Raw genomic sequence first — 26202 nt, forward strand, 5'->3', positions numbered from 1 at the left:
ACAGATCATGTCCACAGAGGTTGACCGAACCACCGAATATCCGTTCTCGGCGGCAGCGTTCCACGATGCTGTACTGAATCGGGCGTACTGGGAGGCGCGGATCGCCGAGGTGGACGGCGAGGATGCGACATTGGATTCCTTCGAATCCGACGGCGCCACCGTGCGTTTGGCCGTCTCGAAGCTCATTCCCCCGGAGCGGATGCCGGACAAAGCAGCGCTGTTGCGCCCCTCCGGTGTCCGGTTCGAATACCGCGAGTCGTGGTCGGCTCTGGTCGACGGATGCTCCGAGGGGCACATGGACGGCCGCGTCGTCGGCGCACCGATCACGGTCTCGGCCGATTTTCGTCTGCGGGGCGATGATTCGCGATGCGTACTCCACTTCGCGGGCACGGTCACGGTCCACATCCCGGTCCTCGGCAAGCCGATCGAGGCGCGGATGATCGACGGTGTCCGGGAGGAAGCCGCCGATACAGCCTGTTTCACCGAACAATGGCTGCGAGCGCACAGAAGAGACAGCTGATGTCCGGATGGTTCGTCATCACCGGCGCATCGTCCGGGTTGGGTTCGGCAACAGCGAAGGAACTCGCCCGGGCCGGGCACAACACGATCCTGGCGTGCCGCGATCCCGCCCGCGCGGAAGCTGCCGCGCAGGAGATCCGCTGCGCCGCCTCGGATGCGCAGGTGCAGACCGTCATCGTCGACCTCGCCTCGATCTCGTCGGTTCACCGTGCGGCACAGATCCTCGCGGAGCAGCCACTGGCCGGAATCATCTGCAACGCAGGCTTGCAGATCGTGCACGGCGTCCGGGAATCGGCGGACGGGTATGAACTCACCTTCGCGACGAACCACCTCGGCCATTTCCAGTTGGTCACCGAGCTGGCCGGCGGACTGCCCGCCGGGTCACGAATCCTGGTGGTGTCCAGCGACGTTCATCAAGGCCCGCGAAAGTCGATGGGCTTCCCGGCACCGGTGTGGATGCACCCGAAGGATCTGGCCGACGTCGGCGTGCAACGCGATCGCGCCTCCGGCCGCGCCGGGCGCGTGCGCTACGCTACGTCCAAACTGGCCAATGTGTACTTCGCGTACGAGCTGGCCGAGCGTCTGCGCCCGCGCGGAATCGCCGTCAACGCCTTCAATCCGGGTCTGATGCCGGAGACCGGGCTGTCGCGCGACTATCCGGCACCGATGCGGCAGTCCTATCGGTTGCTGGCGCCGATGGTCCGGCGCCTGATGCCGATCGGGCGCAGCGTGGCGCAGTCCGCCGCCGATCTGGCCTGGCTTGCCACCGCCCCCGAGCTCGCCGAGGTCACCGGTCGCTACTTCACCGGCAGGACGCCGGTGGCGAGCGCGCCGGCCTCCTACGACAGGCAGCGCGGCGACCTGCTGTGGCGGACCTCGGAAGAGCTCGTGCGGCAGGTGTGAGCGAAGCTCAATCCCGCAGTGCCGCAGCCACGATCACGCCACCGGCCAGTCCCGCCGCGGTCAGCAGCTCCCAGGCATCCGGATGTCCGGTAGCGCCGAGGCGACGGCGCTTGTTCAGCGTCACCGACGCATCGACGAGTTCGACTGCGACACCGAGCACGAACCAATGCCGAACCGGTTGCCGTCGGCGCAGCGACCACAGCGTGCCGATACCGATCACGGCATCGCGCAGTCCGAGCGCCCGCATCGGCAGGCGCACCGTCGCGGTGTCGGCCTCGCCGGTCCACGATCCGGCCACGAGCGCGGGCGCGGCGAACATCGACGTGCCGATCAGTACTCGTGCCAGGCCTTGGGACCAGGCCATCTGCTTCACCAGGGGCTGCGCTCGCCGCACGAGCCGGACCTCATCCATATCCCTCTCCTGCTCAGGATTGCTGCCTGTACGTGACCGACTCGTCGACGACCACGACGATCTTGCCGCGGGTGTGGCTGCCCTGGCTCAGCCGATGCGCCTGCGCGGTCTCGCGCAGCGGGAAGGTGTGGCTCACCTCGACCTTCACGGCGCCGTCGGCCGCCATCCGGGCGACCGTCGCGAGGTCGGGCCCGTGCGGCCGGGCCAGCACGTAGTGCCCACCCGCGGAACGGACGCCGGGGTCGACGACGGAGGCCAATCTGCCGCCCGGCCGCAGCAATGGCCCCAGCGTGCGCAACGTCCGCTTGCCGGCGGCGTCGAGAACCGCGTCGACTCCGCCGGGAGCAAGCGCCGCAACCGATTCCGCCAGTCCGCGACGGTAATCGACCGGCTCGGCACCGAGCGATTTCACGAACTCGTGGTTGGGCGGACTTGCCGTTCCGATCACTCGCGCGCCGAGGTTCACCGCGATCTGGACCGCGACACTGCCCACCCCGCCCGCCGCGGCATGGACCAGCACGGTCTGTCCCCGCCGCACGTCCAGAGCGCGCACCAGCGCCTGATACGCCGTGATACCGGCCAGGGGCAGCGCCGCGGCCTCGAGCCAGCCCAGCCGGGCGGGTTTGCGGGTGACCGCGCGGGTGGGCACCACCGCGATCTCACCGAACGTGCCGCGGGACAGGTAATCGTCGAGCTGAAATCCGATCACCTCGTCGCCCGCGGCGAATTCGGTGACACCGATGCCGACGTCGACGACGACACCCGCAAAGTCGCCGCCCGGGACCACCGGAAAGACGGTGTCGCACACCGAATCCAGATATCCCTCGCGTGCCTTCCAGTCGACGGGATTGACCGCCGCGGCCTTGATCCGGATCTTCACACTGTCCAGGCCCATCTTGGGTTCGGGCAGGTCGCCGTATTCCAGGACGTCCGCATCGCCGAAGCGGCGGTAGAACACTGCTTTCATCGTTACTCCTCGACGAGGTCGACCGGGCGACGGGCGACACTCATATAGGTGGCCGAGACATCGGGGGTTCGCAGGAAGATCAATCGGCCGTCGCGCCGCTGACCGAGGATCGACAGTCCGCGCATCTTGTCCACCGGCACCAGCCCGGCGTCCGCGAGATACCGTCGCATCTCCTTCGGCGTGATGAAGTCCTGCCAGCGATGCGCCCCGCGCGGCACGATCCGGGTGAGGTATTCGGGAATCCAGATCATGACCAGACGCGACAGCGGCGTCCGGTTGATCGTGTCGTAGAGGAACAGGCCCCCGGGCATCAGCACGCGGGCGATCTCGCCTATCGTCCGCGCCGGATCCTCGACGTGTTCGAGGACGTCCACACAGGTGACGACGTCGAAACAGCGGTCGTCGTAGGGTAATTCCTCGGCCTTCCCCACGGTGTAGTCGATGCGCCTGCCGGTCTGTTCGGCGTGCCGGCGCGCGGCGTCGATCAGTCGCGGCGACGGGTCGATCCCGCAGACGTCGGCACCGCGCTCGCACAGGAACTCGGTGGTGAAACCGCCGCCGCAGCCGACGTCGAGAACCCGCTTGCCCGTCCACTCCCCGACGAAGCGGTCGAAATATCGAAACCGCGGGCCCTGGAACGACGCCAGGCCCCGCATCCGCGAGTCGCGGTCCCACCAGCTGTCGGCGAATGCGCCGAAGAAATAGTCGTCGTTCACGGTGTGATCGGTCATCGGTTCTGCACTTCCGTACTCGACAGCGGTGGGGCCGGTGTGCGCCACCGTTTCGCATAGGCGATCTGGTCGCGCTCGGCGATGCGGAACGCCAGCGTCGGCCAGACGAGCCGCATGAACATCTCCCGCGCGGCGATCAGCAGCGGATGCTCCACCGCGCCCATCCGGCCGATCAGCCAGGCGACGCGTTGCATCGAGGCGGTGCGGCCGCGCCGGTCTCGCTCATAGCGCCGCAGTGCGCGCGCGGGATCGTCAGGGCGGGCACCGAGCCGGTCGGCGAGCACGAGCGCATCCTCGAGCGCCTGGCACGCGCCCTGACCGATATTGAACGTGATCGGGTGCGCCGCATCGCCGAGCAACGTGACGCGGCCGGTTCCCCAGCGCCGGTCCGGCTTTCGGTCGAGCACGTCGCTGCGGATGATCTCCGTCTCCGGCGTGGCCGCGAGGATGTCCTGGACCGGCGGCATCCACCCGCGATGACGATCGGCGAGCAGTGCCGCGACGCCGGGCCCGTCGTGACCTCCGGGCGGGCCGTTGGCCACGCTCATCCAGTGCACGACACCGGGCGCGACGTCGTAGAAGGTGAATCGGGTGCCGCGACCGAAGAGTGCGTAGAAACTGCCGGGCGGGATCAGCTCGTGCTCCAGGTATCCCTTACCGCGCCAGGCGATATAGCCGTTGAACCGGGGCGGCGCGGCACCGAGCAGCCCGGCGCGCACCACACTGTGGATGCCGTCGGCGCCGATGAGCACGTCGCCGCGCTCGTACCGCCCGTCGGCGAGCCGCACGGTGACACCGTCCGTGTCCTGGGTGAAGCCGACCACCCCGGCCCCGGTGCGCACCGGGTCGCCCGCCAGCGCACGACGCAGGATCGCGTGCAGGACCGATCGCTCTACGGCGAGGGTCGGCCGACCGTACTCGGCCACGAAGTCACCGACCGGCCACGCGCCGAATATCTCGCCCCGCCAAGTGCCGAAGTGGCAGATCCGCTGTGCGGGTGCGGTTTCCAGTACGGCGTCGGCGACGCCGAGACGGTCGAGCGCGATCGTGCCGTTGGTCCAGATGTGCAGTCCGGCACCACCATCGCGCAGGGCATCGGCGCTTTCGAACACACTGACCTGGAAACCCTTGTGTTGCAGGGCAACTGCGGCGGCCAGGCCGCCTATGCCGCCACCGGCGACGAGAACACGCCGCACCGGTTCCGCTGACATCGCCGTATCTCCTTCACCGCCGGCGGGAATGGTGATCCCAGTGTGGGCCGGGCTGTTTGACGACTATCTCGAGCACACCTCGAGGAACTCGCCGTCATCGACGAGTTCCTCGAGGACCCCTCACATGTCCTCCCGGTGCCAGCCAGCCGAGCCCGAGCGCGGAGAGCACGCTCGACTCGACGCCGATCCCCCATCGCTCGGCAATGAGCCCGTCGGCCAGGCGCCAGATCACGACGCCGTGGAACTCGATCGCCTCACCCGTCGGCGGCAGGCCCAGGAACTCACCGAGATGTGTTCCGCGCCAAGTATTGTGGATGACGACATACTCCCGGTGGGCGCTCATCGCCTCGATCGTGACGTGCAGGTCCGGAAATCCGGTGCGCAATCCGGCGATGGTGTACCTGACCCCGTCGCGTCCCTCGGGCGCGCCCGGTAGCGGCTGGTGATCGATCACGTCGGGCCGGTAGATCTCGTCGACGACGGAGAAGTCGCCGCGGTTGACGAACTCGTCGAAGACGCGGCGGATGACGGCCTTGTTGTACTCCTCATCCATGGCGCTCCGCCCGCGGTGGTGTGGGCGCCTCCCATTCCAGGGTCAGCCCCGCGTAGACGTAGCGGCTGGCCTCGACGCCGAGCAGCAGCACCGTGGCGCCGGGACGGATCCTGCCGCTCACCCAGCCCGCATCCAGTGCCAGCGCAACCGCGGCCGCACCGGTCGCACCGACGTCGGAGAGGTTCTCCACGAGGCATTTCTGCAGGGCGGCCTGGTCCGCACCGGAGATGCCTGCGGCGTCGAATCCCTCCGCGAAGTATTCCGCGTTGCCCTCCGGCAGGACGCAGGCGTCGATGTCGGAGATCGCCAGCCCGGTGCGGGCGAGCATGTCGCGCAGGGCGGTGTGGAAGACCTGCGGGCCGACCGTGGCCGTGCCCGCGACATCGAGTTCGATCTCCACCAGTCGCTTGCGCCGCGCCTGCTCCGCGGCGGGCAGATCGGTACCGCCACCGACGATCCGCATGCCGGGCCTGCGCTGTCCCCCCAGGCACTGGGTGGCGAAGACGTGCAGGCCGGGCTTTCGCGGCGGCGGGTGCTGGGCATCCGCGCGCAGCACCACGGCACCGGCACCGTCACCGAAGGTGTAGAGACAGAGCCGATCTCGCATCCGAACCCGCTGCGGATCCTTGCCGAGGTACACGGGAACGAGCAGCGGCGAGATCGACTCCGCACCGATCACCACCGCGGTGTCGTAGGTGCCGTCGGCGAGCAGCCGCCGCGCGTAGTCCACGCCCTGCACGAATCCCGCGCACGCCGCCCGGAACTCCATCGCAGCACAGTGTGGCAGACCCAGCTGCTCCTGGACGTAGGTCACGGCCGCGGGCAGGGGATACTCCGGGCTGGCCGTCGACATGATCAGCAGATCCACCTCGTCCGGATCCACCGCGGCCCGGTCGAGCGCCTGTTGTGCGGCCGCCACGGCCATCGCCGAGGTACCGGTTCGGTGCGAGCCGGTCTCGGGGTCGGCGATCCAGTACCGGGAGCGGACCTGGATGCCGTCGGCCACCTCCTCGGGCAGCGGTCCGCACAGCCGCGCCAGCCGGGCGTTGTCGATGGGTTCGCCGGGCACGTGTGCGCCGGTGCTGAGGACGGACACATGCCGGTCGGTCGTACTGGGCATGGTGGATCACTCCGTTTCACGATGAAGTAGGCGGGCGCAGGACCAGGCCGGTGTGCGTGCCGCCGAGTGACGAGGAATTGATAAGCGCTGGGCCGCACGGGAATCCGTTCTTCCAGCTCGCGACGGCCAGCGCCGCGCACAGCTGCGCCCCGGCGCCGCCGGGCTCGCCCAGCACGCGCTTGGGGCGTTCGACGCGACAGGAATCCGGCAGACCGAGCCGAGCGATCGCGCGGTTCTCCGGGTTGTCGGCCACGTGCAGGCCCGCCGCGTTGGCCCAGACGGCAGCGAGTCGATCGGGCCGCAACCGCGCCTCCCCGAGCGCCTCGCGCATGGCCCGTTCCAGGCCGCGACCACGCGGATCCCAGCGGGCGATGCCGACGGCGTCGGAGGTCGTCGCGTATCCGCCCACCTCGGCGAGAATTCGGGCGCCGCGCGCACGCGCGAGCGAGGCTCGCTCCAGCAGCAGGGTGATGCTGCCCTCCGCGAGCAGGTAGTCGCGGCCCGAGCGCCCGCCGAACAGCGACAGACCACGGTAGGCGTCGGTCGCATAACTCGACAGCTCGTCGACGGCGCAGCACAGCACCGCCTCCGCCCGCCCCGCGCGCAGCAGGTCGGTGGCGATCGTCAACGCCGCGGCACCGGCCGAATGTCCCACGGCCGCCGTGGATGTCGGGCCCTTGGCGCCGAGCACCATGGCCACCTGGCCCGCGGCCGCGTTGAAGACGGTGTTGGGGAAGAAGGCCGGATTGGCCATCGACGGCCCGCCCTCGACGACCGGCAGGAAGAAGTCCCCGATGCTCTGGATCGGGCCGATTCCGGTGCCGAGTACGACACCGACCCGTTCGTCGGCGTCCAGTCCGGCATGCTCGAGCGCTCCCCGGCAGGTCGCCACCGCGAGCTGTCCGAGCCGATCCATCCGGCGTCGTTGCCTCGGTGCGGTGTAGCGCGTCATGTCGGCGGTGATCCGGGCGACCCGCAGGCCGTCTTCGTCACGGCCGAGGCGGATTCCGGCGCGATAGGCCTGCCAGAGTTCGTCGATCGAGGTTCCGGCCGGGCTCACCGCCGCGATGCCGGTGACCGCCACGTCGTCCACGGGGAATCGGGTTCTCGGGCGGGTGCGGGTTCCCGGGCGGGCGTAGGCGACTGTGGCGTTGGCTCCGGCGAAGGCGAAATTGTTCGACAGCGCGACGTCCATGGCCAGCGGGCGACCTTCGTTGGGTGCGGCCTCCAGCCCGCAGCCGGGGTCGGCACCGGTGAATCCCGCTGTGGGAGGGGCCCATTGGTCCTCCAGCGCCTTGATCGTCACGATCGCCTCGACCGCACCGGCCGCACCGAGCAGATGCCCGATCATCGACTTCGTACTGCTCAGCACCACCTGCTGGGCGGCGGTGCCGAGTGCCGAGCGCACCGCATTGCTTTCCGCCGAGTCGTTTTTCGGCGTGCCGGTCCCGTGCCCGTTGATGTACGCGACGTCGGCACCGGTCAGACCGGCCTCGCACAACGCACTGCGGATCGCGCGTGCCGCGCCCTCACCGGCGGGGTGCGGGGCGGTCGCGTGATAGCCGTCGGCGGACATGCCGTAGGAGAGGATCTCGGTCAGGATCGGGGCACCGGCGGCGAGCGCGATATCGGCACGAACGACGACGAGCATCCCGCTCCCCTCGCCCAGCGACAAGCCGTCGCGACTGCGCGAATACGGCGCGGCCGGGCGCGCGGACAGCGACTCGACACTGCCGAATCCCACGTACGCCATCTCGGTCAGCGCATCGCTGCCGCCCACCAGCATCGCGTCCGCACGCCCGGCACGAATGATCTCGACGGCGTGGGCCAAGGCGTGCGCACTCGATGCGCAGGCGGTGTTGACCGTCAACACCGGGCCTCGAAGTCCGAATGCCGCGCTCAGCACCTCCGCGATGACATGCGGCGGCACCAGCAGCAGATGTTTGTCGTCGCGCGGATTCGCGCCCTGCCCCCGTGTCCGCCGCAAAACCCTTTCGCCGCTGCGTATTCCGCCATTGCAGGTGCCGAGCGAGACGCCCCACCGCGTCGCGGGCACCGCGACGCCCGCGCCGGACATCGCCTCCTCCGCGGCGAGGAGCGCGAAATCCACGGCGGGCTCGGGATCACGCAGCCCGAGCCGGGTCAGATAGTCGTATTTCGGCCGACGCGATTCGGGGACTTCGCCGCCGATCGGTGCGTCGAACCCGTCCAGCGACAGACCGTGTATCGCGCCGATCGCCACGTTTCCCCGGCGCACCTCGTCCCACAGGCTCGCCACACCGATACCGTGTGCCGTCACCGCGCCGAGCGACGTGACGACGACCCGTGTATCCCGCTCGTCCATCTCGTGAGGTCCTCTCATCCGGCCTTGCTCAGCGCCAGCGCCACCGCCTGGCCCTCCAGTCCGCGGGCGAGCGCGAGAGCGCTGGTCGGGCACGACTGCCGGGCCGCACCCGGAACGAAATCCAGATCGCAACCCCGCGCCGGTGTCTGCAGGTTCTGCGTCGCGGGCACGATGCCCGAGTGCAGTGCCATGGCCGCGACCGCGGCATTGAGGGCGCCGGCGCCACCGACCAGATGTCCGGCCTGCGGTTTGACACTGCTGATCTGGGCGTGCCGTGCGGCCGGCCCCAAAGCGGCATGCAGGGCGCGGGTTTCGGTGACGTCACCGGCCGGAGTCGCACACCCGTGCGCGGCGATGTAATCGATCGAGTGCACCGAGTCGCCGGTGTCGGCGGCGGCGTATCGAATCGCCCTGGACAGGCCGCGGCCTTGCGGTTCCGGTGTGGGGGGACGCATTCCATCGTTTCCCGCACCGAATCCGGTGATCTCCGCGTAGCATCCAGCGCCACGTTTACGCGCCCGCTCCCGTTCCTCGACGACCAGCACGACCGCGCCCTCACCCAGCACGGACCCGCTGTGGTCCCTGTCGAAGGGCCGGAACGCACGCTCGCCCAACTCGTTTCGGTCGGTGAGTACGCCGAGCCCGTCCATCCGCGACATCGCCCACCAGGTCGTGGCGTCGTCGAAACCACCGGCCAGCGCCACATCGACCTCACCGCGCCGCACCGCACGCATCGCCCGACCGATGGCCGTCGCACCGGCATCCGCGGTACCCGCGTAGAAGCAATTCGCCCCCTGGATACCGAATTTCGACGACACGTGGAAAACGGCGCCGTTCTGCAGACCCTCCACGTAGGCCAGCGGCGGTATCAGCGTTCTGGCGTTCTCGCCGAGGGCACGCAGGTCGATCGTGCCGTCGGGCTTGCGGACGCTGTCGAGTTCGGCGATCGTCTCGTCACGGTGGCAGATGTCCTTGTTGCCCCCGAGGAACAACCCGGCGCGGTGGCCCAGTGCCGATTTCTCGATCCCCGCGTCGTCGAGTGCCAGCGAGGCCGCGGCCACGGCGAATTGATCGCCCCGCGTGGACATCTTGCGGGCCCGCGCGTTGAGGTACCGGGACGGATCGAAGTCGAGGATCTCCGCGCCCAGGTGGGTGCGCAGCGGGGCGGGGTCGAACAGCCGGAATCGCCGCACCGCTGTGCGGCCCGCCACGATGGCCGCCCAGTTCTCCTCCACACCGGTCCCGAGAGCGGTAATGATCCCGATGCCGGTGACCATGGCGCGGCGCGGCGCGGTCATGCGGGGCTCGTTCCGCGCGGGGACATCCGGACCAGCCGCAGTGTCCGTGCGCTCGCGACCACCCGGCCGTCGACCGTTGCCGTGCAGCACCAGAGCCCGGAGTCGGCGTCGTACCCGGCGGCCTCGACGGTGAACACGACCTGGTCTCCGGGGACGACGAACCGCCGGAAACGCACCGCCTCCGCTGTGCGCAACCGCCACTCGCCGGCGCCCGCCGCCCGGCCCGCGAGCGCGATCATGCCCTCCAGCAACAACACTCCGGGCATGATCGGATAGCGCGGAAAGTGATCGGCGAACACCGGCAGCGTTCCCGGGATATTCCGGATCGCGACGGCGCGGAGGCCGGGTTCGAGTTCGAGTATCCGGTCGAATCCCGGATCGGCGATCGATGCCGGTAGCACGGCGGCGGTCATAGCGAATCCTCCTGATAGGAAGCGAGGACGAGACTCGTATTCGACCCGCCGAAGGCGAGCGCGTTGATCAGGACGGCCGAGACGGGCATGGGCCTGGCGCGCCGGGGCACGTAGTCCAGATCCAAGGCGCGGTCCGGGGTTTCGAGGTTGATCGTCGGCGGCACGAGGGATTCGCGCATCGCTCCGATGCCGACGAGCACATTCAGCGCGGCCGCGGCGGCGGTCAGATGACCGGTCATCGACTTGGGCGAGGTGACGGCGAGGCGATACGCGTGGTCGCCGAACACCTTCTTGATCGCCCTGGTCTCCGACACATCATTGCCCTGGGTGCCGGTGCCGTGCGCGACGACGACGTCGATCTCGTCCGCGGCCAGGCCGGAGTCGGCGATCGCGGCCTCCATCGCCTCGATCGCGCCCGCCCCGTCCGGCGGCGAGTCGGTGATCCGCCAGGCGTTGAGACTCGATCCGTAGCCCAGGATTTCGGCGTGGATGTGCGCTCCCCGAGCCCGCGCCGACCGCAGTTCCTCGACGACGAACGCGACCGCGCCCTCGCCGATCACGAACCCGGAGCGGTTGTTGTCGAACGGACGCGACGCCGCGGGGGGATTGTCGTTGTACCGGTCGGTCATCGCGCCGAGCAGCGCGAATCCCAGAATGTCGGCCCAGGTGGTCAACGAGTCGTAGCCGCCGACAACCATGAGACGGGCGTCGCCGTCCTGGACGAGCCGCAATGTCTCGCCCATCGCATGGCCGGAACCCGAACAGGCCGTGTGGATCCCGACCATCGGGCCGGACGCGCCGAGCATGCGCGCCATCGCGTTCAACGCCACGTTCTGGTCGTCGGTCATGACCCGCCGCGGCGGCTGCGCCACGAACGCCGCAGGATTGCCGGATTCGCGTCGCACCCTGGCGATTTCGAGGAGGTGGTGCAGGTCGGGCCGTCCCACGCTGGCGCCCATGGCCACGCCGCGCTCGTCCGGCGGATACGCCACGGCGGCGCCGTGCGCGTCCGCCAGCGCCTCGGTCACGGCGGCGAGCCCGAACAGGCCGGGCCTGCCGACCCAGCGACGGTCGGTGCTCGGCGGGATCGCGCTATCGGGGTCGAAATCGTCGGGCACCTGTCCGCCGATCCGCACCGGGAACCCGGTGCAGTCGAAGGTGGCCAGGCGTCGCACACCGCTGCGTCCGGCGACGAGGCCGCGCCAGGTCGTCTCCGCGTCGAGACCCAGCGGGATGACCGCCCCCATTCCGGTGATGACCACGCGCCTCATCGCGGCGCCCCCTGGCCCAGCAGCTGTCGCGCCAGGGCGCGGGTGTCGGCCGGATCGTCGAGGTTCTCGGCGTCGATGAGCGCGCACATGATGGTGCTGGCCTCCAGGACGACGGCCCCGTCCACCTCGATCCGACCGTCCACGACCGCGGCGTCGCGGTCGGCGGAGACGACCTCGACGTGCATGCGGAGGATGTCGCCCGGTCGCAGGTCCCGGTGCATCGACACCTCCCCCACCGTCAACAGCGCCGCCCGCTTGGTGTGCTCCGAGCTGAGCAGGACCAGCCACGTACCGGCCTGGCACAGTGCCTCGAGCGCCATCCCGAACGGAAGCAGCGACCCGCTCGCGGTGGGCTGCCAATAGTCCTCGTACACAGAGGTGACCTTGCTGGCGGTGATGTGCCGCATCGACTCCCAGGACTCGATTCGATCGACGAGGTGGAACCGCATATCTGCCTCCCTGGCGAACTCGGGCGCTACCGATGCGCGTTGGCGTTCAGGATCAGGCCGAGCCGGCACGACAGGCCGCCGTCGACGCGAATGAGCTCGCCGGTGATGTACGAGGCCTCGGGGCCCGCGAGAAAGGCGACCGTCGCCGCGATGTCCTCGACGGTCCCGTACCTGCGCATCGGGATCTGTAGGCGGCCGCGGCCGTCGTCGCGGACCATGACGTGGGAGATGAGGTCGGTCGGGATGATCCCGCCCAGAACCGCGTTCACGCGCACACCGAACCGGGCGAACTCGACCGCCGAGGCGTAGGTGAACGAATTTATCGCACCCTTGGACGTCGAATAGTTCGATTGCCCGGGCAGGCCGAAATCGCCCATGATCGACGACATGTTCACGATCGCACCGTCGTACTGGCTCATGAAATGCTCCGCCACGGCGGTCGTGCAGTTGAATGTCCCGCCGAGGTTCACCTCGAGCACCTTCCACCAGTCGGCGAAGGTCGTCTCGTAGATCAGGCCGTCGCCGGTGGCGCCGGCATTGTTGACCAGGATGTGCAGCCCGCCCAGGCGCCGCATAGTCTGCTCCACCAGCAGTTCGGCCTCGCCGGGGATCGAGACGTCGGCACCGAGCGCGACGGCCGTGCCGCCCCAGCTCCTGATCTCTCGCACGACTTTCTCCGCATCCTCCACGCGGGTGCGGTAATTGACGGCGACGGCTGCGCCCCGCTGCGCCAGCTCCTGCGCGATCGCCCTGCCGATACCGCGGGAAGCTCCGGTCACCAGGGCAATGCGGCCCTCCAGCAGCCCCGACATGGCTATCGGGTGTCCTCTGTCGCGGCGGCACGATCGACGACGAGGTCGATCAGGTTCTGCACCGTGATCAAGCCGAGCACCTGGTCGGCCTTCAGCGGCCCGTCCAGCTGGCTACGATCGAACTGGGGGAGAACCTTTTCCAGATGCGTCAGGCCGACGTCGCTGACCACCTCGTTCTCGTCGCCGAATTCCTCGTCCGGGATTCCGCCCTGCAGCAGGGCCGCCACATCCGAGACGGCGATCTTGATCCCGGTGTCGCGCTGGACGCGGAACATGATGTCGAGCAGATCGATGCTTTCGGCACCCAATTCGTCGATCAGCGTGGCCTCCGGGACGACCTCCGACGGGTCGAGGCCGAGGGCGTCCGCCACCGCTATCTGCACGATGCGTTCGTAATCGCTGATGGTGCTGGTCATTTCCGTACTGCCTTTCGAGGAGATGCGACGGAGGCTTGCAGGGTGTGCAGGACCGCGGCGAGCCGGCGGGCGTCATTGGTGCTGTGCACCGCTGCCTCGGCACCGGTGCGGTCGACGAAGCCACTGAGCACCCGGCCCGGACCCACCTCGAGGTAGTAGTCGACCGCGAACCACCGTGCGGCGCAGAGTAATTCGGTCCATCGAACCGGTCCGGCCAGTTGACAGCGCAGCAGCCGCCGGGCATGTTCGCCACCTTTGACGACGCTCGCGGTCACCGAGCTCAGCACCGGAAAACACGGGTCGGAGAAGGGGACGGTGGCCAGTTCGTCGCTGAATTCCTCGGCGATCGAGAGCATCAGTGAGCAGTGGAACGGCGCGCCGACATCGAGCCGGACGGTACGATCGGCGCCCGCCTGCCGGGCTTGTCTCGCCGCCGCGGCGACCGCGCCACGGCTGCCGGAGATCACCGTTTGCGTGGGCGCGTTCAGGTTGGCCACCTCGACGACACCACCCGTCGCCGCCGCCACGTTCACACAGATTTGCTCGACATCGCCGGCGGGGATTCCGAGGATCGCGACCATCGCGCCCGGAATCCGATCGGCGACACCGCCCATCAACTGCCCGCGACGGCGAACCAGCGCGAGCGCGTCGGCGAAGGTGAGGACTCCGGCCGCGACGAGCGCGCTGAACTCACCGAGGCTGTGCCCGGCAACCACTTCGGGGCGAAAGCCGTTGGCCGCCAGGATCGAGTAGGTCGCGATGCTGGTGGCGAGGATCGCCGGCTGTGCGACCTCGGTGCGGGTCAGGTCGACCGCGTCGCCGGTGAGGCAGAGTTCGGTCAGGGGAAGACCCAGCACCTCATCCGCTTCGGCGAAGATCGGTCCCACCGTCTGCGGATATTCCCGCAGCAGATGATCGGCCATACCTGCCCGCTGCGAACCTTGACCGGGAAACATGGCGAGCGCTCGGGCGAGCCTGGGCTTCCCGTTTCCGGCGATACATGACACGGAAGCTGTCGACACTGCCTGCGCCTCCTTTGCAGGTGAACGAACCGCACCGCGGGGTCCTCCGATTCAAAGGGGGGCGTCTGGACGGGATTCTTGAATCTTTCTCGAGCACGGCTGCGCCCGCCTATGCCGCGGTTTACCGTGGCAACAGCCAGTCACCGGTCACGGCGGCAAGGGGCCGCGATGCTCACTCGAATCGCAACACTCGCACTGCGCATGCCGCGCGCCATCCTGTGGAGCGCGGTGCTGATCCTCGTCCTGTCCGGGGTATTCGGCTCATCGGCCACGGCTCATCTTCGTGCCGGCGGCTTCACACCCGCCGATACCGAGTCCACCCGGGCGAGCGAGATGCTCGCCGACCGATTCCACGGTGGCGCACCGAACCTGGTTCTGCTGGTGACCGCCGACGGCGGCGTCGACGGCCCGGCCGCCCGCGCGGCAGGCGCGACCCTGACCGACGCACTGCGCAGCGATCCGAATGTCACTGCGGTGCAGTCGTATTGGTCGGTCCAACCCGATATCGCGCAAGGGCTGCGGTCCGCCGACCGCCGCCACGGGATCATCGCCGCGCGGGTGGCGGGCGACGACTCGGACGCGCCGCACAACGCCGCGGCGGTGGTGGACGGGCTGCCCGACGTCGGCCCCGATGTGACGGTGCGCGCGGGCGGTGAGGCGATCGCACTCGATCAGATCAACAAGCAGGCCACGACCGATGTCATGATCGCGGAGGCGATTGCCGTTCCGCTGACGGGGATATTCCTCGTCTGGGTGTTCGGCAGCCTGGTCGCCGCCCTGCTCCCGGTCGTCATGGGAGTGTTCGCCATCCTCACCACCCTCGCGATCCTGCGACTGCTCACGATGGTCACCGATGTGTCGATCTACGCCCTCAACATCACCACGGGTATGGGCCTTGCGCTCGCGATCGACTACGGCCTGTTCATGGTGAGCAGATTCCGGGAGGAGCTCGGCAACGGACTCGATGTGCGCTCGGCGGTGGTGCGAACCGTGCAAACGGCCGGTCGCACCGTGCTGTTCACCGCACTGGCCGTGGCCATCTCGCTGCCGGTGCTGGTGATCTTCCCGCACTACTTCCTGAAATCGTTCGCGTATGCGGCCCTCGCGGTCGTCATCTCCTCCGCACTTGCGGCGCTGCTACTGCTTCCGACCGCGTTGGCGCTGATCGGGCGGCGTATCGATGCCCTGGACGTCCGAGCGCCCCTGCACCGGCTGCTGCATCGGCCCCCGCGCGGCATCGAGTCGGAGAGCATGTTCTGGTACCGCGTGGTCCGGGCCGTGACCCGTCGTCCCCTCCCGGTGGCGACCGCGGTGGTGGTGCTCCTGCTGTTGCTGGGCAGCCCATTTCTCGCGGTGAGATTCGGATTTCCGGACGACCGGGTCCTGTCGACCTCCGCGTCCAGCCGACAGGTCGGCGATGTGCTGCGCACCGAGTTCACGCCCGATCCCGCCAACACGATCTACGCCGTTCTGCCCGACCTGCGGGACGGACCGGCCGATCTGCCGTCCTACGCGTCGCGCTTGTCCGAGGTCGACGGCGTGGCATGGGTCGCCTCCGGTGCGGGCACATTCGTCTCGGGGCTGCGGGTGGCGTCGGCTCCCCCCGAGCTGAGCGCCGGTAACGGCGCCGTGCTGGCCGTCGGCACCCGAGTCGACCCCTATACGACGACCGGCAGCAGCCAACTCGATCAGCTGCGAGCCGTCCCCGGCCCCGCCCCCGTACTGTTCACCGGGGCCGTTGCACAGAACCAGGATTCGCTCTCGATGATCAGGGCCAGGCTGCCGCTGGCGATCGGGCTGATCGTGCTGATCACTTTCGTTGTGCTGTACCTGTTCACGCGAAGTGTGGTGCTGCCGGTCAAGGCACTCGCACTGAACCTGCTGTCGCTGTCGGCGACCTTCGGCGCGATGGTCTGGGTGTTCCAGGACGGTCACCTGGCGAATCTGCTGGGCTTCACGCCGACCGGCTACCTGGTACCCACCATTCCGATCCTGATGTTCTGCCTGGCATTCGGATTGTCCATGGACTACGAGGTATTCCTGCTGTCGCGGATCCGCGAGGAGTGGCTCGCCTCCGACCGCACCGCCTCGGCCAATACCGAATCGGTCGCGCGCGGTATTGCCCGTACCGGTCGAATCGTCACCGCCGCCGCGTGTTTGATGGCCATCGTGTTCTTCGCGATGGTCTCGTCGCAGGTGTCGTTCATCCAACTGTTCGGCCTCGGCCTGACGGTCGCGGTCCTGGTCGACGCGACCCTGGTCCGGGGTGTGCTGGTACCGGCGCTCATGAGACTGCTGGGCCGGTTCAACTGGTGGAATCCGCTACCCGTCCACCGTCGACCGGCCGCACCGAGGATGCGGCAGCCGAGGTGATGCGGCGCTCACGTCACGAGGGCGAACAGGACCGCGGCGACGGCGAAACTCACCACGGACAGGATGGTTTCGAGGACCGTCCAGGTTTGCAGGGTTTGTTTGACGGTGAGGTTGAAGAATTTGGCGATGATCCAGAAGCCGCCGTCGTTGACGTGGCTGAGGATGATGGAGCCCGCCGCGATGGCCATGGCGATCAAGGCCAGCGAGATCTGAGAGTAGTCGTGGCCGGGCAGCAGGGGGGCGACGATGCCGCCGGTGGTGACGATGGCGACGGTGGCCGAGCCCTGCGCAATGCGCAGGCCGCAGCTGATCAGGTAGGCGAGCACGATCACCGGCAGACCTGCCTCGGACATGGTGTGCGCCAGGGCATTACCGATGCCGGTGGCGGAGATGACCTTGCCGAAGAAGGCGCCCGCGCCGACGACCAGCAGCAGCATGCCCACCGGGCGCAGCGATTCGGCGGTGAGGGTGCTCAGCTCCTGCACCGTCGAACCGCGGCGCAGGCCCAGCACATAGAACGCCACCAGCACCGCGATCAGCAGCGCCACCGCGGGCGTGCCCAGGAACGTCAGCACCTGCAACGGTTTCGAGCCCTTGTCCAGCAGTTGGCTACCGAAGGTGGCGCCGAGGATGAGCACCAGCGGGATCGCGATGATCACGCCGATCAATGCGGGCGACGGCGGCGACTTCTCCAGGGTGGGCGGGGAATTCGGTTCCGCGGGCGTGCCCGGGCCATCGCCGCGCACGGCGGGTTCGGGCCGGACCAGGAATTCGTCGGGCACCTCCACATGGATCCGCTTGCCGATATAGTTGCCCCAGACGATGCCCGCGGCCAGGAATCCGGGCAGGCCGCACACCAGCCCCATCAGGATCAGCCAGCCCAGGCTCACCCCCAGCAGCCCGCCCAGCGCCACCGGGCCGGGATGCGGCGGCAGGAACGCGTGGGTCATCGACAGGCCCGCCACCATCGGCAGCACGTACAGCACCAGCGATCGCCCACCGCGCTTGGCCGCCACATAGATCAGCGGCGCCAGCACGAAGATGCCGATGTCGAAGAACACCGGAATCCCGAAGATCAGCCCCACCACGCCCATCGCGATCGGCGCGCCCTTGGGCCCGAACAACTTCAGCAGCCGCTCGGTCAAAACGTCGGCACCACCGGATTTTTCGAGAATGGCGCCCAGCACGGTGCCCAACCCGATGATGACGGCGATATGGCCGAGGATGCCGCCGAATCCCGTTTCCAGCAGGGAGTCGGCGGGTTTCAGCGGGGTGCCGACGATCTTCTCGACGGGTAGCCCGGCCGCCAGCGCCAGGGCCAGTCCGGTCAGTAGCAGCGCCACGAACGGCTCCAGCTTGAACCGGATGATGGCCACGAGCAACACGGCGATGGCCAGGCCGCACAGCACCAACAGCCCCGGTGTGGTGGTGCGCAGCCAGTCGACGGCGGGCCCCATGATGTACCTCAATTCATGGATCGAACGAACGACGCCGCGCGCGAGGCGATGTCGGACCATCGGCCCGCCGCGACGTCGGTGGGTGCGACGACATCGGTACCGGCTGTCACCGCCACCGCGCCGTGCGCGAGAAACTCGGCGGCGTTCCCGGCGTTGACACCGCCGGAGGGGATGAACGCCGTCTCGGGGAAGGGGCCGCGCAGATCCTTCAGATAGCCGGGGCCGAGCGCACGGGCCGGGAAGATCTTCACCGCCGCCGCACCGAGATCGAGTGCCTGCAACACCTCACTCGGCGTGAAGGCGCCCATCACGACCGGAATACCATGCCGCACAGCCACTTCCGCGACCTCCGCGCGAATGCCGGGGGTGACCAGGAACCGTGCTCCGCTGTCGATGGCCCGGGCGGCCTGTTCCTCGGTGAGCACCGTGCCCGCCCCGACCACCGCGCGCTCCGACGCCGCGGCCTTGCGCAGCGCCTCGAGCACACCCGGGGTCGTGAAAGTCAGTTCCACGGCGCGGATTCCGGCACCGGCCAGCGACTCGGCCAGGGCCAGCGGATCCGGAATCTCCGGCGCGCGCACGACGGTCAATACCCGGTCGGCGCGGATGACGTCCAGAGCGGTCACCGAGTCTCCTTCGCGTTCGGGTTCCGGCGCAGTGCCCGCCCGGCGAGCCGGCCGGTCGGCCTGCCCTCATCGATGGCGAATTCACCGTTGACCAGCACATGAGTGATGCCGCGCGCCTGCTGTTTCGGGCGCTCGAACGTCGCGGTGTCGGCGACGGTGGCGGGGTCGAACAGCACCAGATCGGCGGCGTAGCCGGTGCGCACCAGCCCACGCTGCCGCAGCGCCAGTCGATCGGCGGGCCGCCCGGTGAGATGGTGCACGCACTCCTCGAGCCCCAGCACCCCGACCTCGCGCACGTAGTGCCCGAGGTAGCGCGGGAAGGTTCCCCAGGCTCGCGGATGCGGCCGCTCACCGACCAGCAGCGCATCGCTGCCGCCCATATGCCGCGAGTGCCGCATGATCGCGCGCACGTTCTCCTCGTGGCCCACATGCTGCAGGATGGTGGTCGCCAACTGGTCGCGCCGCAGCAGATCGAAGAACACCTCGACCGGCGCGATCCCCTCCGCCGCCGCGATCTCGGCGACCGTGTGGCCCACATACCTGTCGAGTTCGGCATTGGCCACACCACTGATCTGGATGGTGTCCCACTCGACGGTCACGCCGTGGCAACCGTCGGAGCCTTTCACATTGACGTCCAATACGATTCGCGCACGCGCACCCGGATCGTCCAGCCGAGCCAGCGCCGCATCCGGTCCGCCCGACATGGCCCAGCTGGGCAGCAGCGCCGACAGCGTGGTCGAGCCGGGCAGATACGGGTAGGTGTCGAGGGTGATGTCGCAGCCCTCGGCGAGGGCGGCGTCGATCATCGCCAGCAATTCCGGTGCGCGACCGCGATTCACACCGAAGTTCATCGTGGCGTGGGTCAGATGCAGCGCGCAGCCGGTCCGGCGGGCCAGATCGATCATTTCTGCGTAGGCCTCGAGCGCACCGGCGCCATAGGAACGGGTGTGCGGGGCGTAGAAGCCGCCCGCCTCGGCTACCACCTCGCACAGTGCCGCCAATTCCGCTGTGTCGGCATACATTCCGGGTGTGTAGGTGAGCCCGCTCGACATGCCCACCGCACCCTCGACCAGTCCTTGGGCGAGCAACTCCTGCATCCGGGCGATCTCCGCCGGTGTTGCGGGTCGCTGCTCGGAGCCGACGACCAGCAGCCGCAGCGTGCCCTGCGGCACCAGATAGGCGGCATTGGGCGTGATACCGCGGTCGAGCCGATCCAGATACTGACCGACGGTGCGCCAGGAGAAGTCGAGGTCGGCGGGATTGCCGTTCCACCCGGCGATCTGGCGGCGCAGCACGGCCAGGGCGGCATCGTCGACGGGCGCATAGGACAGGCCGTCCTGCCCGATGACCTCTGTGGTGATCCCCTGGCTGATCTTCGGGAAGTGCTCCGGTTCGGTGAGCAGATGCAGATCCGAATGCGCATGCATATCGATGAAACCCGGTGCCAGCACCCGGTTGTCACCCTCGATGACGCGGTCGGCCTCCGTGATCGCCCCCGGTGCCGTGATATCGGCGATGCGCCCGTTCTCTACCACGACATCGCCGCGGAAACGGGGGGCACCGGTGCCGTCGACGATGTCGACGTCGCGAAACAGCAAGTAACTCATAGCAACTCAGAAGAACGTCCGCACGAGATCGACGACGCGAGGGCGGTCGGCGTCGGCATCGTCGATCATCGGAATGAGCCGCCATTTGTCCAGGGCTGTGCACGGGTGCGACAGGCCGAGCCGCACCACATCGCCGACGGCCAGGTCGCCGCCGTGCGGGAGCCGGAGGAAGGTGTGCTGATCCATGAGCGCCGACACGTACGCCTCGACGGGCACCCCTCCCCCGGCTCCCCTCGACCGCTGCGGCACCGGCAGTCCCTCATCGAACGGCAGGTCCCGTTTTCCGGCGTCCAGCAGCGCCAGGCCCGGCTCCGGCCGCGACAGCACGCGCGCCCACCCGTGCATGGCCGACCGCAGCGGGCACTCCGCCCGCGGCCCGGCCAGCGGTGAGATGCCGGAGTAGAAGCCGTCGTCATGGATGATGTAAGCGCCCGAGCGCAGCACCACCGTCGTCGGAATGCCGTGTGCGCCTTGCTCGTCCGCCAGCGCGGCCAACCGTTCCACCACCAGGTCCGGATATGCGCTGCCGCCCGCGGTGACGATCGCCGGACGCCGATAGCGCGCGGCCAGTTCGCGGTGCAGCCGGGCCAGGGCGTCGAGGTATGCGCGAACGACGGCCAGCGACTCGGGTTCGCGATCGTGGCTGAGCGCGGCCTCATACCCCGCCACACCGGCCAATTCGAGCCGGGGTGAACGCTGCACGGCATCGGCCACCGCCAGCGCCTCCTCGACACTGCGCGCACCGGTGCGGCCGTTCGCGCCGCCGAGTTCCACCAGCACCGGCACCCGCACACCGTCGGGCGCGTCGGCCAGATGCCGGTCCATCACCTCGACAGTGCCGACCCCGTCCGCCCAGCTGAGGAATTCGAAATCTGGATCGAGCGCCAATTCCCCTGCCAACCAGCGCAATCCGACAGGATCGATCAAGGCGTTGGCGAGCAGGATGCGATCCACCCCGAACGAGCGCGCCACCTGCGCCTGCCATCCGGTCGCCAGCGTGATGCCCCACGCCCCGGCCGCGGCCTGTTCGGCCCACAGCTGCGGCGCCATGGTGGTCTTGCCGTGCGGAGCCAGTCGCACCCCGGCCGCCGCGGACCAGTCGGCCAGCACCGCGACATTCCCCTCGAGCGCCGCCCGGTCCAGCGTGAGTACCGGCGTCTGCAGATCGTCCAGATGTGGTGCGGTGGCCAGGAATTCGCGCACTGTGGTCCCCCATGCCGCGGGCGGCAGCGCCTTGTGCTCGGGGCCCAGCACCAGCTCGTCCAGAGCGGCCACGGCGTCGGTGTCCATGCGGACCGGGTGGGGCGCGCCGACCGACCTGATGCTCTCGCCGCTGTCGATGGCCACGGCGCTCCTTTCCCGATGTCTCGCTATAACATTCAGCTATTGCGTATACTGCAACGGCTGTTGCACATTGTGCTTGCTGTGGTTATTCTGCACGGGACCACCGATACCCGCAAGCACCCGAAGGAGATTCGTGTGACCCGTCCTACGCCGACCCGACCGCGTGCGGTGACCGTCGGCGAGGGGCTGGCGGTCCTGGTCGCACGGCCGGGCCCGCTCGAGGACTCGCCGGTCTTCGAGCGCACCGCGGGCGGCGCGGAGGCGAATGTGGCCACCGTACTCACTCAATTGGGTATCGACACCTCCTGGATCTCGCGGGTCGGTGACGACGGTTTCGGTCGCTATCTCGTCCGACATCTGACCGAGCGCGGGGTGGATACCTCCGCGGTCTACACCGATCCCGCCCGCCCGACGGGGATCTATGTCAAGGAGCGCGGCAGTGGTTCGGGGCGGCCGACCGATCTGGGGGCCGGTGCGAGCCGGATGCTCTACTACCGCGCCGGATCGGCCGCCAGCGCGCTGTCACCGGCGGATCTGGCCGCGGCCACCGCACTGCTGGACGGTTGCGGGCTCGTGCACTTCACCGGGGTCACCACCGCGCTGTCACGGTCGGCGACCGAGCTCACCGAGGCGCTGCTCACACTGCCGCGTACCGGCCTGCTCATCAGTTTCGATCTGAATTACCGTCCGGCACTGTGGATTCGGCGGTCGGAGTCGGCCGCCGAGATTCTGGCCGACCATGTGCGGCGCAGCGATGTGGTGTTCCTGGGCGCCGACGAGGCCGAGGAGGTCTTCGGCACCGGCGATCCCGTCCGCTTACGGGAGATGTTCCCGCAGCCACGGCATCTGGTGGTGAAGAACAGTGGGCATTCGGTCACCGGGTTCCTCGGCGCCGAGCACCGGGAGGTGCCCGCGCTGCGGCTGGAGGTCACCGAGGCGATCGGTGCCGGTGACGCATTCGCCGGTGGGTATCTGGCCGCCCTGCTGCACGGGCGCCCGCACGAGCAGCTGCTGCGCTTTGGCCATCTGTGCGCGGCCGCCGCGCTCACCGGAACCGGCGACATCGCCGAGCTCCCACCCCTGTCACGTCTCGAATCCCGTGCCGCGGCAAGCACTTCCGAGTGGGAGCGAATGCAGTACGGCACAATCGTCGCGGAGGTGGCGTCATGAGTCAGAGCCTGCAGCGTGCCCTGACGATCCTCACCGAACTCGGCGAGGATTCGAAGACCTTGGACCAGTTGGCGACTCGGCTGGGCGTGCACAAGTCGACGGTGCTGCGCCTGCTGCAGACCATGGAGGCGCAGCGGTTCGTCACCCACGGCTCCGACCATCGCTACCTGCTCGGGTCGCGCCTGTTCGAGCTGGCGAACCGGTCGCTCGAGGGGCGCGACGTGCGCACCGTCGCCCGTCCGCACCTGGAGGCGCTCAATGCCGCCACCGGCCAGACCGTCCACCTGGCCACCTACGAATCCGGTGAGGCGATCTACATCGATAAGCTCGACGCCACCCAGAGCGTCCGGATGTATTCGCGCATCGGACGTCCCGCGCCGCTGCACTGCACCGCCGTCGGCAAGGTGCTGGTGGCCGCGCAACCGCGCGGGCAGTGGCGGACCATCGCGGAGAAACTGGACTACCACCCGTTCACCGAACGCACCATCCGCAGTCCGCAACGCTACGTGGCGGAACTGGAAACCGTTGCCGCCCAAGGCTTCGCCGAGGACCACGAGGAGCACGAGAGCTTCGTCAACTGCATCGCGGTCCCGGTGCGCAACGGCACCGGCGCGGTCGTCGCCGCCCTGTCGGTGTCGGTGCCGGACGTCCTGCTCGACCACGACCAGGTCCTCGGCCTGCTCCCGCGCGTGCGCGCCACCGCCGAGGCCGTCTCCACCGCGCTCGGCTGGAGTCCGAGCCCCGACCACCGAAAGGCCCACCATGAGTGAGAAGATCGCCGTCCGCACCACCGACGCCCCCGCGCCCGCGCACACGTTCTCCCAGGGCGTGCGCAAGGGCCCGTTCGTGCAGGTCTCCGGCCAGGGTCCGGTCGACCCGGCCACCAACGAATATCTGCACCCGGGCGACGTCGCCGCCCAGACCACCCGCACCCTGCAGAACGTCAAGGCCATCATGGAGGCCGCGGGCGCCACCTTCGACGACATCGTCATGCTGCGCGTCTACCTCACCACCCGCGAAGACTTCCCCCTCATGAACGAGGCCTACGGCGCCTTCGTCTCCGCCCACACCACCGGCGACGCACTCCCCTGCCGCACCACGGTTTTCACCGGCCTCCCCCGCGAGGAAATGCTCGTCGAAATCGACGCCGTCGCCATCATCACCGACTAGGCGAGCAAGTCCGGCGGACCGAAGGCTCCGGCTACTTGCCGTCGATGGTCGGGCGGCCGGCGGTACCCAGCTGTCGGCGGGAGTCTCCCGGATCCCGGCCGCACCGATCTTCCCGATCCCACCTCCGGCCGCCAATAGGAGCGCGCCCCAGGGCCTGAGGGGTTGACCGGAGAAAATGAGTGTATATACACTTATATTATGGAGCCGGTGGAAACACCTTGCGTGTGCACAACATTGCGCATGGCGACGCGTTCCGTCGTGCGTCTCTACGACAGGGCCTTGGGCGAGGCGGGATTGCGGCAGGCCGGGTACTCGATCCTGTCCCGGATCGACGCCGAGGGCCCGTTGATGATCAGCGACCTCGCCGATCGCTTGGTGCTCGAGCGGACAACGTGTTCGCGAGAGGTGGAGGCGCTCAACAAGGCCGGTCTGTTGACCGCCGAGGTCGGTAACGACCGCCGTCGGCGGATGCTCCGGCTGACACCTGCGGGAACGGCGAAGCTGGCCGAAGCTCGTCACCACTGGATCGTGGTCCAGCAGCGACTGCGAGACGTCGTCGGCACCGACGATGCCGACGACCTGCTCGACCGATTACGGATGCTACTCCGCGCCTCGGAGCAACTGGCCGAGGTCACCGCCGTCTGAATCATCCAATACAAGAACATCTTTCGGAAACAGGGAGTACAGCCATGACACGTGACATCGTCACCACCGACAAGGTCGCCCAACCGATCGGCCCGTTCTCCCTGGCGGTGCGCGGCGAACTCACCTTCCTGAGCGGACAGGTAGCACAGGATCCCGCGACCGGGGCGCTGATCGACGGGGACGCCGCCGCGCAGGCCGAACGGATCCTGCAGAATCTGACGGCTGTCATCGAGGCGGCAGGGAAAACCCTCGACGACGTCGTCCGTGTCGGTGTCTATCTGACCGACATGACTGATTTCGCTGCCGTGAACAGTGTCTACGGCAAGTATTTTCACGCTCCCTACCCGGCCCGAACCACCATCGCCGTGGCAGCCCTGCCTCTGGGTGCCGCCGTCGAGATGGACGCGGTTGTCGCTTGACACGCAGAGCACGACTATGGAGTACACGTTCGTCATCGCCGACGTCTTCACCGAGACGCCGTTCGGAGGCAACCAACTGGCCGTCTTTCCGGACGCGGGTGGACTGTCCGAGCAACAGATGCAAGACCTGGCACGTGAATTCGGGTTCTCCGAAACGACTTTCGCCTTCCCACCCGAGAACCCGGACCATACTCGTCGCTTGCGGATCTTCACCCCATCCAACGAACTGCCGTTCGCCGGGCATCCCACGGTAGGTACCGCATCGGTGCTGGCCGCCGGCGGATTCGTCGATACGACGGCGCCCGAAACCACCCTGATACTCGAGGAGACCGTCGGGCCGATCGCCGTTCGGATCGACGGGACATACAGCCGTCTCATTTTCACTCCACCATTCCGACGGCCGGAGGAGCGGCCGACGCTCAGGGCCGTTGCCGCGGCATTGTCGCTCTCCGGGGAGGTCGTCCGCGGTTGCTGGTACGGGAGCGTCGGCGTGCCGTTCTGCCTGGTACACCTTGCCGATAGCGAGGCCGTCGATCGAGCCGCCATCGATCGTGCCGAATGGTCGACCGGCCTGGCCGACGGCTGGTCTCCACACCTGTTCGTGTTCGCCGGCGATCTCGACGACGGCAGTACGCTGCACGCTCGAATGTTCGCACCGGACCTGAGGATCGAGGAAGATCCCGCCACCGGCTCGGCCGCGGCGGCCCTCGTCGCGAGCCTCGTTCAGGATTCCGCCCACGACGATACGGACTACCATCTCCGTATCACTCAAGGGGTCCGGATGGGTCGCCCGAGCCTGATCGACGCCAGCGCTCACCGCCGTAGCGGCCGACTCTCTCATGTCACAATCGGCGGCCATACGACAGTCATCGGACAGGGGGTTGTTTCCCTTCCCGACATGTGACCGCGACGACGCCGGAGGCGAAAAGGCCGCGGGGGGACGTACTCGT

General features: G+C 68.5%; 27 protein-coding genes. 9 read left to right on the top strand and 18 right to left on the bottom strand.

The window, feature by feature from the left end:
* Positions 1–7 precede the first annotated feature (7 nt).
* On the top strand, positions 8–520 hold the full coding sequence (locus tag IU452_RS15420) for a DUF2505 domain-containing protein (RefSeq protein ID WP_195109757.1): 513 nt from the start codon (positions 8–10) through the stop codon (positions 518–520).
* The gene (locus IU452_RS15425) at positions 520–1422 is read left to right on the top strand and encodes an SDR family NAD(P)-dependent oxidoreductase (RefSeq protein WP_195109758.1); all 903 of its coding nucleotides are present in this window, start codon (positions 520–522) and stop codon (positions 1420–1422) included. The genes IU452_RS15420 and IU452_RS15425 overlap by 1 nt, the downstream gene beginning before the upstream one ends.
* Before the next feature lie 7 nt (positions 1423–1429).
* Here the strand turns inward: IU452_RS15425 and IU452_RS15430 are convergent, their stop codons facing one another.
* From IU452_RS15430 to fabD, 14 genes are all read right to left on the bottom strand, one after another.
* The gene (locus IU452_RS15430; RefSeq protein ID WP_195109759.1) at positions 1430–1834 is read right to left on the bottom strand and encodes a hypothetical protein; all 405 of its coding nucleotides are present in this window, start codon (positions 1832–1834) and stop codon (positions 1430–1432) included.
* A 13-nt stretch (positions 1835–1847) separates the two neighbouring features.
* Complete coding sequence (locus tag IU452_RS15435) at positions 1848–2801, bottom strand: NADP-dependent oxidoreductase (protein ID WP_195109760.1); 954 nt, start codon at positions 2799–2801, stop codon at positions 1848–1850.
* Positions 2802–2803: 2 nt separating this feature from the next.
* Positions 2804–3532 (bottom strand): bifunctional 2-polyprenyl-6-hydroxyphenol methylase/3-demethylubiquinol 3-O-methyltransferase UbiG, encoded by a 729-nt coding sequence (gene ubiG, locus IU452_RS15440; RefSeq protein ID WP_195109761.1) that lies wholly within the window; start codon positions 3530–3532, stop codon positions 2804–2806.
* The gene (locus IU452_RS15445; RefSeq protein WP_195109762.1) at positions 3529–4743 is read right to left on the bottom strand and encodes an FAD-dependent oxidoreductase; all 1215 of its coding nucleotides are present in this window, start codon (positions 4741–4743) and stop codon (positions 3529–3531) included. The genes ubiG and IU452_RS15445 overlap by 4 nt, the downstream gene beginning before the upstream one ends.
* A gap of 94 nt (positions 4744–4837) precedes the next feature.
* Complete coding sequence (locus tag IU452_RS15450) at positions 4838–5296, bottom strand: ester cyclase (RefSeq protein WP_195109763.1); 459 nt, start codon at positions 5294–5296, stop codon at positions 4838–4840.
* A complete protein-coding gene (locus IU452_RS15455) occupies positions 5289–6416 on the bottom strand; it encodes a 3-oxoacyl-ACP synthase III family protein (RefSeq protein ID WP_195109764.1) in 1128 nt (375 codons plus the stop codon). The genes IU452_RS15450 and IU452_RS15455 overlap by 8 nt, the downstream gene beginning before the upstream one ends.
* A gap of 16 nt (positions 6417–6432) precedes the next feature.
* Positions 6433–8760 (bottom strand): beta-ketoacyl-[acyl-carrier-protein] synthase family protein, encoded by a 2328-nt coding sequence (locus IU452_RS15460; protein WP_228817911.1) that lies wholly within the window; start codon positions 8758–8760, stop codon positions 6433–6435.
* Positions 8761–8774: 14 nt separating this feature from the next.
* Positions 8775–10058, bottom strand: coding sequence for a beta-ketoacyl-[acyl-carrier-protein] synthase family protein (locus IU452_RS15465; RefSeq protein WP_228817913.1), 1284 nt, complete (start codon positions 10056–10058; stop codon positions 8775–8777).
* The gene (locus tag IU452_RS15470) at positions 10055–10471 is read right to left on the bottom strand and encodes a 3-hydroxyacyl-ACP dehydratase FabZ family protein (protein ID WP_195109766.1); all 417 of its coding nucleotides are present in this window, start codon (positions 10469–10471) and stop codon (positions 10055–10057) included. Before IU452_RS15470 ends, IU452_RS15465 begins: the two co-directional genes overlap by 4 nt.
* A complete protein-coding gene (locus IU452_RS15475) occupies positions 10468–11742 on the bottom strand; it encodes a beta-ketoacyl-[acyl-carrier-protein] synthase family protein (RefSeq protein WP_195109767.1) in 1275 nt (424 codons plus the stop codon). The genes IU452_RS15470 and IU452_RS15475 overlap by 4 nt, the downstream gene beginning before the upstream one ends.
* Entirely contained in the window at positions 11739–12191 is a 453-nt protein-coding gene (locus tag IU452_RS15480) for a 3-hydroxylacyl-ACP dehydratase (protein ID WP_195109768.1), read from the bottom strand. The genes IU452_RS15475 and IU452_RS15480 overlap by 4 nt, the downstream gene beginning before the upstream one ends.
* Positions 12192–12217: 26 nt before the next feature.
* Positions 12218–13003, bottom strand: a complete 786-nt coding sequence (locus tag IU452_RS15485; protein WP_195109769.1) for an SDR family NAD(P)-dependent oxidoreductase — start codon at positions 13001–13003, stop codon at positions 12218–12220.
* A 2-nt stretch (positions 13004–13005) separates the two neighbouring features.
* Complete coding sequence (locus tag IU452_RS15490) at positions 13006–13419, bottom strand: acyl carrier protein (RefSeq protein WP_195109770.1); 414 nt, start codon at positions 13417–13419, stop codon at positions 13006–13008.
* Positions 13416–14441: an ACP S-malonyltransferase gene (fabD, locus tag IU452_RS15495; RefSeq protein ID WP_416382325.1), complete on the bottom strand. Its 1026-nt coding sequence runs from the start codon at positions 14439–14441 to the stop codon at positions 13416–13418. The genes IU452_RS15490 and fabD overlap by 4 nt, the downstream gene beginning before the upstream one ends.
* Before the next feature lie 168 nt (positions 14442–14609).
* On the opposite strand from fabD, the gene IU452_RS15500 reads away from it, so the two are divergent.
* On the top strand, positions 14610–16814 hold the full coding sequence (locus IU452_RS15500; RefSeq protein WP_195109771.1) for an MMPL family transporter: 2205 nt from the start codon (positions 14610–14612) through the stop codon (positions 16812–16814).
* Positions 16815–16822: 8 nt separating this feature from the next.
* On the opposite strand, the gene IU452_RS15505 is transcribed toward IU452_RS15500, so the two are convergent.
* From IU452_RS15505 to IU452_RS15520, 4 genes are read right to left on the bottom strand one after another with little or no spacing between them, the layout of a single operon-like run.
* Positions 16823–18271, bottom strand: coding sequence for a GntP family permease (locus IU452_RS15505; protein ID WP_195109772.1), 1449 nt, complete (start codon positions 18269–18271; stop codon positions 16823–16825).
* Positions 18272–18279: 8 nt separating this feature from the next.
* Positions 18280–18897 (bottom strand): bifunctional 4-hydroxy-2-oxoglutarate aldolase/2-dehydro-3-deoxy-phosphogluconate aldolase, encoded by a 618-nt coding sequence (locus IU452_RS15510; RefSeq protein WP_195109773.1) that lies wholly within the window; start codon positions 18895–18897, stop codon positions 18280–18282.
* Positions 18894–20504 carry an N-acyl-D-amino-acid deacylase family protein gene (locus tag IU452_RS15515; protein WP_195109774.1) on the bottom strand — a complete coding sequence of 537 codons (1611 nt, stop codon included), beginning with the start codon at positions 20502–20504 and terminating at the stop codon, positions 18894–18896. Before IU452_RS15515 ends, IU452_RS15510 begins: the two co-directional genes overlap by 4 nt.
* A gap of 6 nt (positions 20505–20510) precedes the next feature.
* Positions 20511–21794 (bottom strand): alanine racemase, encoded by a 1284-nt coding sequence (locus IU452_RS15520; protein ID WP_195110208.1) that lies wholly within the window; start codon positions 21792–21794, stop codon positions 20511–20513.
* A gap of 189 nt (positions 21795–21983) precedes the next feature.
* Here IU452_RS15520 and IU452_RS15525 point away from each other — a divergent pair, with 189 nt between their 5' ends.
* The 6 genes from IU452_RS15525 (at position 21984) to IU452_RS15550 (ending at position 26156) form a co-directional block, all read left to right on the top strand.
* Positions 21984–23018 (top strand): sugar kinase, encoded by a 1035-nt coding sequence (locus tag IU452_RS15525; protein WP_324192640.1) that lies wholly within the window; start codon positions 21984–21986, stop codon positions 23016–23018.
* The gene (locus IU452_RS15530; RefSeq protein WP_195109776.1) at positions 23015–23788 is read left to right on the top strand and encodes an IclR family transcriptional regulator; all 774 of its coding nucleotides are present in this window, start codon (positions 23015–23017) and stop codon (positions 23786–23788) included. The genes IU452_RS15525 and IU452_RS15530 overlap by 4 nt, the downstream gene beginning before the upstream one ends.
* A complete protein-coding gene (locus IU452_RS15535) occupies positions 23781–24188 on the top strand; it encodes a RidA family protein (protein WP_195109777.1) in 408 nt (135 codons plus the stop codon). The genes IU452_RS15530 and IU452_RS15535 overlap by 8 nt, the downstream gene beginning before the upstream one ends.
* A gap of 240 nt (positions 24189–24428) precedes the next feature.
* Positions 24429–24833 carry a MarR family winged helix-turn-helix transcriptional regulator gene (locus IU452_RS15540; protein ID WP_195109778.1) on the top strand — a complete coding sequence of 135 codons (405 nt, stop codon included), beginning with the start codon at positions 24429–24431 and terminating at the stop codon, positions 24831–24833.
* A 44-nt stretch (positions 24834–24877) separates the two neighbouring features.
* Positions 24878–25252 carry a Rid family detoxifying hydrolase gene (locus tag IU452_RS15545; protein WP_195109779.1) on the top strand — a complete coding sequence of 125 codons (375 nt, stop codon included), beginning with the start codon at positions 24878–24880 and terminating at the stop codon, positions 25250–25252.
* A 16-nt stretch (positions 25253–25268) separates the two neighbouring features.
* On the top strand, positions 25269–26156 hold the full coding sequence (locus IU452_RS15550) for a PhzF family phenazine biosynthesis protein (protein WP_195109780.1): 888 nt from the start codon (positions 25269–25271) through the stop codon (positions 26154–26156).
* Positions 26157–26202: the final 46 nt, after the last annotated feature.

Source organism: Nocardia transvalensis (genome assembly GCF_015477765.1).
Classification (GTDB): Bacteria; Actinomycetota; Actinomycetes; order Mycobacteriales; family Mycobacteriaceae; genus Nocardia; species Nocardia transvalensis_A.

Coding starts and splice junctions, on each gene's coding strand:
- IU452_RS15420 (WP_195109757.1), top strand. CDS start 8: ATGTCCACAGAGGTTGACCGAACCACCGAATATCCGTTCTCGGCGGCA.
- IU452_RS15425 (WP_195109758.1), top strand. CDS start 520: ATGTCCGGATGGTTCGTCATCACCGGCGCATCGTCCGGGTTGGGTTCG.
- IU452_RS15430 (WP_195109759.1), bottom strand. CDS start 1,834: ATGGATGAGGTCCGGCTCGTGCGGCGAGCGCAGCCCCTGGTGAAGCAG.
- IU452_RS15435 (WP_195109760.1), bottom strand. CDS start 2,801: ATGAAAGCAGTGTTCTACCGCCGCTTCGGCGATGCGGACGTCCTGGAA.
- ubiG (WP_195109761.1), bottom strand. CDS start 3,532: ATGACCGATCACACCGTGAACGACGACTATTTCTTCGGCGCATTCGCC.
- IU452_RS15445 (WP_195109762.1), bottom strand. CDS start 4,743: ATGTCAGCGGAACCGGTGCGGCGTGTTCTCGTCGCCGGTGGCGGCATA.
- IU452_RS15450 (WP_195109763.1), bottom strand. CDS start 5,296: ATGGATGAGGAGTACAACAAGGCCGTCATCCGCCGCGTCTTCGACGAG.
- IU452_RS15455 (WP_195109764.1), bottom strand. CDS start 6,416: ATGCCCAGTACGACCGACCGGCATGTGTCCGTCCTCAGCACCGGCGCA.
- IU452_RS15460 (WP_228817911.1), bottom strand. CDS start 8,760: ATGGACGAGCGGGATACACGGGTCGTCGTCACGTCGCTCGGCGCGGTG.
- IU452_RS15465 (WP_228817913.1), bottom strand. CDS start 10,058: ATGACCGCGCCGCGCCGCGCCATGGTCACCGGCATCGGGATCATTACC.
- IU452_RS15470 (WP_195109766.1), bottom strand. CDS start 10,471: ATGACCGCCGCCGTGCTACCGGCATCGATCGCCGATCCGGGATTCGAC.
- IU452_RS15475 (WP_195109767.1), bottom strand. CDS start 11,742: ATGAGGCGCGTGGTCATCACCGGAATGGGGGCGGTCATCCCGCTGGGT.
- IU452_RS15480 (WP_195109768.1), bottom strand. CDS start 12,191: ATGCGGTTCCACCTCGTCGATCGAATCGAGTCCTGGGAGTCGATGCGG.
- IU452_RS15485 (WP_195109769.1), bottom strand. CDS start 13,003: ATGTCGGGGCTGCTGGAGGGCCGCATTGCCCTGGTGACCGGAGCTTCC.
- IU452_RS15490 (WP_195109770.1), bottom strand. CDS start 13,419: ATGACCAGCACCATCAGCGATTACGAACGCATCGTGCAGATAGCGGTG.
- IU452_RS15500 (WP_195109771.1), top strand. CDS start 14,610: ATGCTCACTCGAATCGCAACACTCGCACTGCGCATGCCGCGCGCCATC.
- IU452_RS15505 (WP_195109772.1), bottom strand. CDS start 18,271: ATGGGGCCCGCCGTCGACTGGCTGCGCACCACCACACCGGGGCTGTTG.
- IU452_RS15515 (WP_195109774.1), bottom strand. CDS start 20,504: ATGAGTTACTTGCTGTTTCGCGACGTCGACATCGTCGACGGCACCGGT.
- IU452_RS15520 (WP_195110208.1), bottom strand. CDS start 21,794: ATGGACACCGACGCCGTGGCCGCTCTGGACGAGCTGGTGCTGGGCCCC.
- IU452_RS15530 (WP_195109776.1), top strand. CDS start 23,015: ATGAGTCAGAGCCTGCAGCGTGCCCTGACGATCCTCACCGAACTCGGC.
- IU452_RS15535 (WP_195109777.1), top strand. CDS start 23,781: ATGAGTGAGAAGATCGCCGTCCGCACCACCGACGCCCCCGCGCCCGCG.
- IU452_RS15540 (WP_195109778.1), top strand. CDS start 24,429: ATGGCGACGCGTTCCGTCGTGCGTCTCTACGACAGGGCCTTGGGCGAG.
- IU452_RS15545 (WP_195109779.1), top strand. CDS start 24,878: ATGACACGTGACATCGTCACCACCGACAAGGTCGCCCAACCGATCGGC.
- IU452_RS15550 (WP_195109780.1), top strand. CDS start 25,269: ATGGAGTACACGTTCGTCATCGCCGACGTCTTCACCGAGACGCCGTTC.